Consider the following 11,533-nt stretch of genomic DNA (forward strand, 5'->3'; position numbering starts at 1 on the left):
CTGATTTTGTGGCGAAGGAAGAGTGTCAATTATCAATACACTCAAAAGTATTAGGGTCTGAGGCTTTATATGGGAATTCATGCTTTGTTGTCTTTAACAAATCTAGCAGCAAATCAGCTGCTCGTGATTGATAAAAACGGAAATATCGCGATCATCAACGCAGGAGAGGCGGTTCCTGAAGGTGCGATTATCCTCGACCCGAATAGTAACAATTTGATGCCTGAGCAGGAGCCACTGCCCGTAGCACAACTGGTGGATGCTGAGGGTAACGTCCAGCCGATCACCGACGATATAGAGCAGATTTTAGCCGCATTAGAAGAAGGCGCAGACCCGACTGCACTAGATGATCTCGCCCCAGCAGCAGGTGGCCTTCAAGGGTCATCCATCACGGGTAGCGCCTCCATTGAGCGTGATGGTGCTGAAACCATCGCGTCAACACAATTTGATACATCCGGCTTCGAAGCCATTGGCCTATCAAGAACGCAAAGCTTGAGTTTGCTGAACCTACTGCAAGCTCCTACGGCTCCAATTACCCCTATTCCACCAGTTGATCCAGAAGAGCCTGCCTCTCCCATTGTAATTAGCAGTATTACAGGCGATAACGCAGCCGAAGGTAGCAACAATACCTTTTCCGTGAGCCTATCAGGTACTACTGCCGCGGAAACTACAATTGTGCTGACACTGGCTGGTGACACTGCGACCAAAGGTGTCGATTTCAATGGTACGTCAGTTATTGTCGTTATTAATGGTGTGAGCCAGACAGTGCCAGTTAATGAAGATGGCACCTTCCAAGTAACAGTGCCGACCAATACAAACAGCTTTAGCGTTCAAGTCTCTACCATTGATGACAATATCTACGAAGGAAATGAGACCTTCACCCTAAGTGGTGCGGGCACAAATAGCATAGTCACAGGTACAGCGACCATCACTGATGATGGCAGCAACGGCGGCACAGACGACAGCCCAGTAGTAAATGGCATCAGCAGCCCAACCGTATCAGAAGGGGAAAGCGCAACGTTTGACGTTAGCCTGAGCAACGCCAGCACAACAGCGACCACCGTCACTTTGACATTGGCGGGTGGCAGCGCGACTGCAGGCACAGACTTCACCAGTAGCGAAGTGACCATCACTTATCAAGATGGCACCACACAAACCGTGGCCGTCAATGGCGATGGTTCTTTCGAAGTGGCGATCCCAGCGGGTGACACCACGTTCAGTATCTCGGTTCAAACCACCGACGATAACGTATATGAAGGGAGCGAAAGCTTCACACTGAGCGGAAAGACCGCGACTCAAGGGACGGCGATTACCACGACCGGAACCATCGTCGACAACGACGAGGTACCGACCATCAAGTCGATCGGCACCGGCGATGTGACCGCGACCGAAGGCGACGCGCTGATCTTCACGGTGAAACTGAGCAATGTCAGCAGCACCAGCACGTCCTTCGACTTCCTGCTGCAAGATGGCACCGCCACGTCCGACGACTACGGTGCGGCCAGCTTCAGCAACGGTGTGACCTACGACGCCAGCACCGGCAAGATCACCGTGCCGACTGGCGTGACCAGCTTCACCGTCAACGTACCTACTACCAACGACAGCATCGAGGAAGCCGACGAAACCGTCAAGCTGACCATCGGTGGCAAAGAGGCGATCGGCACCATCGTCGATAACGACAACGCGCCGGTCATCGACGACGCGACCGTGAATAACTTGTCAGAGAGCATCGCGAACGGCACCGAAGTGTACGACGTACATGAAGCGCGCACCGGCAACGACACCGACCTCGATGGTGAAGCACTGCAATACACCTTCGTGCACAGCAACAACACCCGTAGCACTACTAGTGAAGACGGTGCGTTCAGCATCGATCCAGGCACCGGTAAGATCACCGTGCTGGATACCACGAAGTTGGATTACGAGAGTGCCACGTCAATCGTCCTGAAAGTCGAAACGACTGACGGCGTGAACAAAGACACTGCAGACATCACACTCAACCTGACTAACGTCAACGACAGTGACACGGTCTTCACCAAAGAGAGTGAGACGTTCAACTATGCGGAAGGCACGGCGGCGGGTGTAACGCTGGGCAAAGTCACAGCGACCGACGCCGATGGCGACAGCATCAGTTACAGCATCGCGCAAGAGCACAACGTGTACGCGGCGGATGATGTGAATAAAGAGCGTCCGTTCTACCAGGTGGATGCGAACGGCAATGTGAGTCTGACCGAGGCGGGTGAGAAAGCGTTCACCAACGACTACGAGTCTGGCCGAAACACGCACACCATCACGGTGACGGCGACGGGCACAGACGGTTCGGGCGCGGACACCACAGACACCATCGAGGTGACGCTGAACGAAACCAACATCGATGACAACGCACCGAAGTTTGAAGGCACCACCGACGGTGAGTACAGCTTCAGCTACGACGAAAACAGCGCGGCGGACACCGTACTGGGCACGGTCAAGGCCACCGATGCGGATAAAGAGACGGTGACCTACAGCATCAAGTCAGGCAACGACAACGGCTGGTTTGCGATTGATGCGACCACGGGCGTGATCACCCTGACTGCGAAAGGTGCAGAGGCGGCGGCGAACGACTTTGAGGCGCTGGCCAACGTGCACAGCTTGGTGGTGACTGCGACCGAAGACGCAGGTCTGGGGGGCGTGAAGACCACCGACATCACAGTCAAGCTCAACGAGCAGAACATTGATGAAGAGCTTAGTATTTCAGGGTTGAATGGAGCTAATGCTGAGTTAACTATCCATGAATCTAATCTTTCAGGTGGTTCGTCGCCAGATCACTCTGCTCTTAGCAAAGTTGGGAGTTTCAGTTTTACTTCTATTGACGGCTTAGCGTCTTTAGTAATCGCGGGTCATAGTTTTAATGTGGCAGAACTTCTTGCGTTGAATTCATCTGAAGCAACAATTTCAACGCCTTATGGTGAACTCACCTTGACGGGGTTCAGTGGTGATCTCACTGGTGGAACAGTTCAATACGAATATACGTTGAACGAAAATGTGGATAACGATTCAGCCACCAATGCAAATGACACGGACTATACCGATCATATCTCTGTGACTGTGATTGATGTGGATGGCAGCCAGATCACAGATAGCTTAGACGTTAAAATTGTTGATGATGCTTCTACGGCTCTTGATGACCGTGGTGAAGTGGACATTGTTGTTGACAGTTTCACGGTCTCTGGTGTGGTTGCTAACTGGACATCATGGAGTAATGGTACCAACGTAACCACGTTTGATGGAACTAATGCACCAAATGGTGGTGGCTTAGATAATGACAGTGGCAAAGACCAAATCCGTTGGGGTCAACCCGCTAGCTCATACAGCTCTGGCTACGGATTTATCGATAATGATAGTGCGCTAAACGGTGAGTTTGCCTTAAACCAAGATATTATTTTGGGTACTTTTACTCATTACAATTATCCCGTTTATTCAGGTGGTGCGATTACCAGTGCCAGTATGGATGTTGCGTTCTCAGTGACAGATGCCCACGGCGTACTTACACCTGTAACGTTGAAACTGAATTTTGATCACAATGAAACGCCAAATACCAATAATCCAGAAGCCTCAAAAGACATCATTAAAGTTGGTAATACCAATGTGACTTTTGAGAATGCAGGGGCTCTCTATACCTTGCAAGTGATTGGCTTTAGGATTCCTGGCACCAATCAAATTGTGACGGAAATTAGAACGGGTGAAAACGCAACTAACAGCTATGAATTGGTTGTACGTGTTGGACCTGGTGAGGGGTATGAATTGCCATCCACATCAGGCAACGTATTATCCAATGATGTTTCTGGGGCAGATGTCGATATGACGGTTGTCGGAGCAGCCTCTGGTAATCACGTGAGTTCCGGTGTCTCAGGCAGCGTTGGATCTATGATTGCGGGCCTGTATGGCAATTTGATCCTGCTCGCTGATGGTAGCTACACATACCAAGTGACAGCGAATGCATCTTCGATTCCTAATGATGCAATCGAGATTTTCACTTACACCATGAAAGATGGTGATGGTGATACCTCAACTGCGTTACTTTCTATCAATGTGAACCGAGTTACGATGGCGGATTTCAATGCTAACCAAGATCACAAGGTTGGTTTGGAAGACACCGTGGTGGCCGGTAATGTGTTAGACAATGATGGAAGCAAAAATACCTCAGTGGATCATTTCACGGTAGGTAATGATGCCACTTCTCACGTGGTGGGTAGCCCTGTTAGCTTAGAGCAAGGTGAGCTGACGCTTAATTCGGATGGCAGTTACACATTTAAGCCAGCAGATAACTGGAATGGTGAAGTTCCGGTTATTACCTACACAACCCACACTGGAAAAACGAGCACACTCGCCATCACCATCACCCCTGTTGATGATGCGACGGTTACTCAACCTGATCATAAGTCGATTGCAGAAGATACTATTGCGACGGGTAATGTGCTGGCCAACGATTGCGATATAGACAGCGCTCTCTCAGTCACCAGCTTCCATGTTGAGGGAGTCAATGGTGTTTATACCGCTGGTAATACGATGTATCAGCTGGCTGAAGGTACTTTAGTGCTTAAGGCAAATGGTGATTATACCTTTGATCCAAAAGATAACTGGAGTGGCTCACTACCAGAAATTACCTATACCACCAATACCGGAGCAACTGGAACTCTGAACATTCATGTTGAGGCGGTGGCTGATGTGCCGAACCTGACTATCAATGGCTATACCTCTGTTGCTGCAATCAATTTCGAGGATGCGAGATTGAATGGCAGTTGGGATGGCGTGGTTGCTAATCAGATTAAAGGTCTGAACACGATTGGAACGTGGCATACCAGCAATAATAGCGGTAAAGTTGAAATCGGTTACGAAAATATCTATGTCTCCGGTGGTTCTTCAACAAATAAAGTCATGGAAATTGAGTTCAATAACGGTGACAAGACGCTGTATACCGATATTCATGCTCAAGCGGGTCGTTTTTATGAGCTAGATTTTGATATTGCAGCTCGTGCTGGTTCTGTGAACAGTTCAGGTTTAACCATTAAGCTTGTTCCTCTGAATGCTTACGGTGTTCCTATCCTTGCCGAGGCGATCACTCTTTATGATTTCAATCCAACCAATGCGAACTGGTTGAGAGATCAAAAAGTTACGCTCCCTATTGATCAAACTGGGGAATATCGTCTGTTGTTTGAAAGCGATGATGCTAATAGCTATGGGGCGATTTTAGATAATTTGGCGTTTAAAGTTGTTGATAATATGGGCTACCGCGGAGATTTCATTAAACTGAGTGAAATTTCCACTTCACTGAATGATACCGATACCTCTGAAACCTTGAGTCTTAAATTAAAAGGAATGCCAGAAGGGTCGATCTTGAAAGACGATAAAGGTCATGAAGTTACAGTGGGTTCAAACGGTGAGGTAGATATTACAGGATGGGATTACAGCAGCTTACAAATTAAAACGCCGAACCATGGTAATTTCAATATTACTGTTGAAGCTACGGCGACTGAAAGCAGTAACCAAGATAGTGCAACGACGAGTGCGACAATTCCGGTCACGGTATTACATCCTAATGAGTATTTGGGACGTGGCGGTGTTGACTCTTTCTTGTTGACCAAAAGCAATGGCGATAATGCTAACTTAAATATTGCTCTCAATGCTTATTATGAAGGCACCACAGCGGTCGCACCTGTGACGCAACAAGTAGCAGTAACGATTGATACGGACTTGGTGATTCATTCAGGAAATAGTAACGATTATATCGATTTAGGTATTAGTCGCGCGGATAATACGGTTTATACCGGTAGCTCAATTCCTAACTTTAATAATTCCACGCCGTCACAATCTACACTGGCGGATAGCGCGTTTATGAAAAATGACGTGATTACTGATCATGATGGTGTGTTATTACAATCGGTACAAAGCCAAATTCAGCCGATCACTGATACGGTGAATTTAGGTAGTGGTAACGATACAGTTTATGGCGGAGGTGGAAACCTTGCCGCTTATGGCGGAGCGGGTAATGACACTCTGATTGGCGGTGATGGCAACGATGCACTCAGAGGTGGTGCGGATAATGACTATCTTTCAGGAGGTCGTGGTAATGACGTTTTACGTGGTGATTCAGGCAATGACGTTCTTATTGGTGGTCTTGGCCATGATATTTTAACCGGTGGCTCAGGAGAAGATCTCTTCAAATGGGTTGATGGAGATCTGGATGGAAGTACAGATCGAATTACTGATTTCCATTTATCTGAGAAGGATAAGATTGATTTAAGTGATTTGTTCGATAATCCATCAGAGCAAGAGGTGACGGCACTATTGGATAGCATTAAATCAACGGTGCAGGGTGATGATCATTCATCGTCATTCAAAGTAGAGAAAAATGATGGTTCTTCGGTGACAATTCAATTAGATGGCGTGTCGTCCGTTGAACTTATTAACAACCTAGCATCTATAATTCAGATTAAAGAAGACTAGCACTTGCCTTTAATAAAAATCCCGCTAACTGGCGGGATTTTTGTCTCTGGAGAGAATGAAGTCTACTTCCTGTTAGTTGGCACGATTAGCCATCAATATGCTGATGTGTTTAGAGAAACAGATAAGGGAAAAGCTGTTTTCTTTCTTGTGCAGAAAGGCTGCTGACTCTTGCAATATTGGTCTCTGGGATGGCTTCTGGATTTGGATAGTGTTTCAGCACTTTTTCCATGCTCTCTTCGCGGATCAGGTGAAAGATCGGGTAGGGTGAGCGGTTGGTGAGGTTCTCATCATCCTCTGGATCTGTGCCTGCAAAGCAGTAATCAGGATGAAACGTCGCGACTTGAAACACACCTTCCCAGTCTTGTTGGCGAATTAATGCTTCCACCCAGTCGATGTAAAAATTGTAATCAACAAAATCGTGCAGCAGGTTTGGGACAACAACGAGCGTGGTTTCAAGCTCTTGCGGCTCTTTCGTATCAAGTTCAAGCAACTGATCGTAAATATGTTGCAGCAGTGCTTCTTCATCACGGGCTTCACTGACATAGATTTTAATTTGCTGATTACGCTGTGGTTTTGCGGCAAATGGGCATAAGTTTAAGCCGATCACGACCTGATTAAGCCAATGATCGACTTCTTGAATAATGGTTTCCGTTGACATGTTGAGCTCAGATTCTTCGTTTTACATTTATCATTTGGCGCTGAGCATAGCACAACTTAGGCCGAAGGGCTGGCCAAAGCCTGACTGCCCTGTGGCGTTTGTTTATTTTGTCGGCTTAAGCGCCAACCAAGGATAAACAAGATGAAGTAAAGCCCCAACCCGCCGAGTGTGACCATTTCCCAACCACCGTGTTGCCAACAGTACAGCAGGTAAAAACCGCCTAAACTACCGCCAATATAATAGTGAACCAAGTAAAGTGCAGTCGCGGTGGCTTTGGCTTGTGTGGCTTTTTGACTGACCCAAGCGTAAGCCAAAGTATGGGTGAAAAAGGCGCCGAAGCTAATCAAAATCAAGCCGACCAGCATGGCGGGTATCGCTTCAATCAACGCAATCAACATGCCTGCCATACTGATGAGTGCGCCAAGCATCATGCCGGGAATCGCCGAGAAACGCCGGTTCCAGTTGGCGGTGAGCTTTGAGCTCAGTGTTCCAGCTAAATAACAGACGAAAATCAGTGAAGCAATACCTATGGGCAGTGAGTAGGGTTCGGCGACTAAACGAAATCCCATCACGGAATAGAGGTTAACAAACAGTGCGAAGTTAACACCGCCAATCAACATAGCTAGCCAGAGTGTGCGGTTTTGCAGATGTTTGACTAACGCACGATTGTGATGGAAAAACAGCCCACGTTGCGGTTTAAAATGCTGTTGAATGGGCAGCAAATACGCGACCAAAAGCGCGCCGAGCAGAGTAAAAATGGCCATCGCAACGACCGCATGTTGCCAGCCAAGGGCATCGGTGAGTAACCCTCCAGCAATGCGGCCGGTAATACCGCCCAATGAGTTTGCCGCGATATAGCCACCAATCGCCTTACCAAACGCTTGCGGAGAAAGCTCTTCCACCATGTACGCCACCGCAACCGAAGCAAAAGCCGCTAAAGCCACGCCCATTAAAGCTCGGGTGAGTACCAAAAACCAAAATTGCTCAGCATAAAGCATGGCTAAGCCAATCACAGGCATAGCAAATAAGCCGGTCAGCATCACTAAGCGTCGCCCAACGGCTTCCGAAGTGACCGCCCAAGGCACGAGGCAAAGTGATAAAGCTAAGGTGGAAGCTGCAAACAACCAGTTAATTTGGGTTTCCGAAACCGCAAAGTGATTCGCCAAATAAGGTAGCATGGGTTGGAAAAGATAAAGATTGCAGAAAACTAAAAATGAACCGAAAGCGAGGGCAAAGGTCACTTTTAAATATTGAGGAGAATGCAGTTCAATCATACAGCGGATCCAAGGTGCGAAAAGGCGGTGATGTGATCACGATAGCAGTGGAATCTCGATTAATGAAATATATTAAAAATATGGTTGTGATATACAGGATATATAATGGAAGTTCGACAACTGCGTCACTTTGTGACTGTGGCTGAATGGGAAAGTTTTACCTTAGCCGCGCAGCAACTACATATTGCGCAGCCTGCACTGAGTATTTCGATTAAAAAATTTGAGCAGCAGCTCGGTGTTACTCTGTTTAAAAGGGATGAAAGAAAAGTTGCGCTGACCCATGAAGGTGCAGTGTTGCTTGAACATGCCAAGCGCATTTTGCAACAAGTCAATGATGCCCAATTGGCGGTTGATGAGCTCAAAGGTGTTGTGAAAGGCGAGGTGCGTCTTGGCGCGCCAAGCATGATGGGCTCTTACTTTTTCCCGCAAATCATTATGGCGTTTAAAAGCCACTTTCCGAATCTGAAAATGACGGTGATTGAAGCGGGTACTCAATCGATCCGTACAATGCTGCTCTCAGGCGAGTTGGATATTGGGGTGATTTTGAATCACGATCTGCCGGACGATTTGGCTGCAGATCCGCTGCTCTCTTCGCAAATGGTTGCTGTAGTCGGCAAAAATCATGAACTAGCTGAACGTCGGCATCTTACTTTTGCCGAGTTTTTTGAGCATGAACTGGTAATGTTTAAACCCGGCTATTTTCACCGAGATTTTATCGATAAAGTGTGCCGAGAACATAAGTTTACTGCAGATTTTTCTTTTGAAACCAATTTGTTACCTATGATTTTAAGCATAGTGAAACATGAATATGCGATTACCGCGCTGCTGGAGTTGGTGTCCAGCAATGAACCGGAAGTGAAGGCGATTCCGTTTGAACCGCCGGTGTGGCTTGATCTTGCATTGGCTTGGCGTAAAGAAGGTTATCTGTCCAATGCCGACCGTACTTTCATCGAGTTTGTGAAAAAGTACGTTTAGCGCCAGAAGAGCATTCATCTTTGCTGCTATTAATCTTTACTGCTGTAGATACGTTCAAAATTGGTGTGGTTCCAGCCGATCATCAAACGATCACCAATTTTTAGTACTGGTACACTGCGAGCGCCGAGAGCATCAAGCTCTTTGCGGCCGCGTTCCATTTTCGCATTGCATAAGCGGTACTTAATGCCTTTTGAGTCCAGATAACGTTGGGCGTCTTTGCAGTGTGGGCATTTATCTTTTATGTACAAAACCACGCGTTTCATTGGAGTCTCTCATGTATCAAAAGGGCGCAAAGTGTATCGAGTGTCGGCTTGAGATGCAAATATCCTCTTCCTACTTGAAGCGATCATGCTTATTGGTGTAGGTGATTCTTAAGTGGAAATTGAGTAAACTTGCCGACCTTTTTTGTAACCCGAACTGAGCACGCGAAATGAGTATGCACCCTGCACTGAAGTACATTCAGGGATATCCCCAACACATTGTTGAACAAGTTGCTCAACTGATCGCAAACGACAAGCTGATACCTTGGTTTGAGCAGCGATATCCTGAGCGGCACGATATCCAGAGTGAAAAAGCGCTGTTTGACTTCACCATGGCTTTAAAAAACCAATATATGAAGAAAACGGCTCCGCTCAGTAAAGTGGTGTATGACGGAAAAATTCATCTTATTAATAATGCGCTGGGGCTACACAGTTACGTTTCACGGGTGCATGGCAATAAACTGAAAGCAAAAAATGAAATCCGTATTGCCAATGTGTTTAAACAAGCACCTGAACCGCTACTGCGCATGTTGGTAGTGCATGAACTGGCGCATTTAAAAGAGAAAGAACACAACAAAGCGTTTTATCAGCTCTGTTGCCATATGGAACCGAATTATCATCAGCTTGAACTGGATGCACGGTTATACATGATGGTGCTAGAGCTCAAGGCAGGCAAAGCATGAACACTCCACTTAAGCCAAAACATGGGCAAAAAACAAATCAAAAACCGAAAGCCAATAAGCCAGTTGTGAAAAAGCAGCAAACTAAGCAGCCGCCAACCCACAAAGTACAAGGTGAGGAAGTCGCTGCCGTTAAATCTGGGTTACATCCACGCAATCGTCATCGCGGGCAGTATGATTTTCCGGCACTGATTAAGGTCGTGCCAGAGTTGCAATCCCATGTTATGAAAAATCCTAAAGGGCAATGGACGATTAATTTTGCCGATCCGATCGCGGTCAAGTTACTCAATAAAGCGCTTTTGGCTCTGCATTACGGTGTCACCTATTGGGATATTCCAGAGGGCTTCTTATGCCCGCCCATTCCGGGTCGTGCGGATTACATTCATCGCGTGGCCGATCTGCTGCTTAAGGAGAATCCAAAATTAAACCCTTCGCAAGTCACAGCACTGGATATTGGCGTGGGCGCAAATTGTATCTATCCGATTGTTGGAGTGACGGAATACGGATGGTCATGGGTTGGCAGTGATGTCGATCCTGTCTCAATACAACAAGCGAGTTTGATTGTTCAAAGCAACTCGAAGCTGCAAGGCCATATTGAATTTCGCCTGCAAAAGAACAGCCAACATATTTTTAACGGCATTATTGGGGCGAATGAGCGTTATACGCTGACGACTTGCAACCCGCCTTTTCATGCATCCTTAGCTGACGCTCAGCAAGGAACCCAGCGAAAGTTGACCAACTTACAGGCAAATCAGCGCAAGAAAGGCCGCTTAGCAACGCCAACGTTAAGCCACTCAAGGTTAAATTTTGGTGGTCAGAAAGCCGAGTTATGGTGTCCAGGAGGAGAAGCGGCTTTCATTGTCATCCCTAAACCACCGCTTTTAGCGGTGGTAATTGTCCCTAGGGGCTTTTGCCCGAAAATGCGCCCATGTTAGAAGACAAACTCTTATTCACCATAAGTAAGAGGATTCAAATAACATGGGCGACTACAGAAGTTCATCACACGTCTATTGGCGTTGCAAATATCATATCGTTTGGACACCAAAATTTCGTTTTAAGATCTTAAAAGGTAATGTTGCCAAAGAGCTAAATCGTTCGATCTACATTCTTTGTAATATGAAAGATTGTGAAGTTTTGGAACTCAATGTTCAGCCAGGTCATGTCCACTTAGTTGCGATAATTCCGCCCAAAGTATCGATTTCG

6 protein-coding genes and 2 pseudogenes are annotated in these 11,533 nt (G+C 47.0%); 5 read left to right on the plus strand and 3 right to left on the minus strand.

The window, feature by feature from the left end:
- The first annotated feature begins 69 nt into the window (after positions 1-69).
- Positions 70-6,483: a choice-of-anchor K domain-containing protein gene (locus T411_RS0106895; RefSeq protein WP_027694889.1), complete on the plus strand. Its 6,414-nt coding sequence runs from the start codon at positions 70-72 to the stop codon at positions 6,481-6,483.
- Between the two features lie 109 nt (positions 6,484-6,592).
- Here the strand turns inward: T411_RS0106895 and T411_RS0106900 are convergent, their stop codons facing one another.
- The gene (locus T411_RS0106900) at positions 6,593-7,141 is read right to left on the minus strand and encodes a DUF1415 domain-containing protein (protein ID WP_000102804.1); all 549 of its coding nucleotides are present in this window, start codon (positions 7,139-7,141) and stop codon (positions 6,593-6,595) included.
- Positions 7,142-7,197: 56 nt separating this feature from the next.
- Complete coding sequence (locus T411_RS0106905; protein WP_000571083.1) at positions 7,198-8,415, minus strand: MFS transporter; 1,218 nt, start codon at positions 8,413-8,415, stop codon at positions 7,198-7,200.
- A gap of 105 nt (positions 8,416-8,520) precedes the next feature.
- Here T411_RS0106905 and T411_RS0106910 point away from each other — a divergent pair, with 105 nt between their 5' ends.
- Positions 8,521-9,390: a LysR family transcriptional regulator gene (locus tag T411_RS0106910; protein WP_000453906.1), complete on the plus strand. Its 870-nt coding sequence runs from the start codon at positions 8,521-8,523 to the stop codon at positions 9,388-9,390.
- A gap of 29 nt (positions 9,391-9,419) precedes the next feature.
- Here T411_RS0106910 and T411_RS0106915 read toward each other — a convergent pair whose 3' ends face one another.
- Positions 9,420-9,653, minus strand: coding sequence for a glutaredoxin family protein (locus T411_RS0106915; protein WP_000832721.1), 234 nt, complete (start codon positions 9,651-9,653; stop codon positions 9,420-9,422).
- 173 nt (positions 9,654-9,826) lie between these two features.
- On the opposite strand from T411_RS0106915, the gene T411_RS0106920 reads away from it, so the two are divergent.
- The 3 genes and pseudogenes from T411_RS0106920 to tnpA form a co-directional block, all read left to right on the plus strand.
- A complete protein-coding gene (locus T411_RS0106920; protein ID WP_000553153.1) occupies positions 9,827-10,333 on the plus strand; it encodes a M48 metallopeptidase family protein in 507 nt (168 codons plus the stop codon).
- Positions 10,330-11,190 (plus strand): annotated as a pseudogene (rlmF, locus tag T411_RS0106925) (23S rRNA (adenine(1618)-N(6))-methyltransferase RlmF); the annotation flags it as partial. The gene T411_RS0106920 and the pseudogene rlmF, both read left to right, overlap by 4 nt.
- 118 nt (positions 11,191-11,308) lie before the next feature.
- A pseudogene (gene tnpA / locus T411_RS1000000120100) lies at positions 11,309-11,533 on the plus strand (IS200/IS605-like element IS1004 family transposase); the annotation flags it as partial.

It is taken from the genome of Vibrio cholerae ATCC 14035 (genome assembly GCF_000621645.1).
In the GTDB taxonomy this organism is placed as follows: domain Bacteria; phylum Pseudomonadota; class Gammaproteobacteria; order Enterobacterales; family Vibrionaceae; genus Vibrio; species Vibrio cholerae.

Bases quoted from the DNA above. Each gene is read 5' to 3' on its own strand.
- T411_RS0106895 (WP_027694889.1), top strand. From the start codon at position 70: ATGGGAATTCATGCTTTGTTGTCTTTAACAAATCTAGCAGCAAATCAG.
- T411_RS0106920 (WP_000553153.1), top strand. From the start codon at position 9,827: ATGCACCCTGCACTGAAGTACATTCAGGGATATCCCCAACACATTGTT.
- T411_RS0106915 (WP_000832721.1), bottom strand. From the start codon at position 9,653: ATGAAACGCGTGGTTTTGTACATAAAAGATAAATGCCCACACTGCAAA.
- T411_RS0106900 (WP_000102804.1), bottom strand. From the start codon at position 7,141: ATGTCAACGGAAACCATTATTCAAGAAGTCGATCATTGGCTTAATCAG.
- T411_RS0106910 (WP_000453906.1), top strand. From the start codon at position 8,521: ATGGAAGTTCGACAACTGCGTCACTTTGTGACTGTGGCTGAATGGGAA.
- T411_RS0106905 (WP_000571083.1), bottom strand. From the start codon at position 8,415: ATGATTGAACTGCATTCTCCTCAATATTTAAAAGTGACCTTTGCCCTC.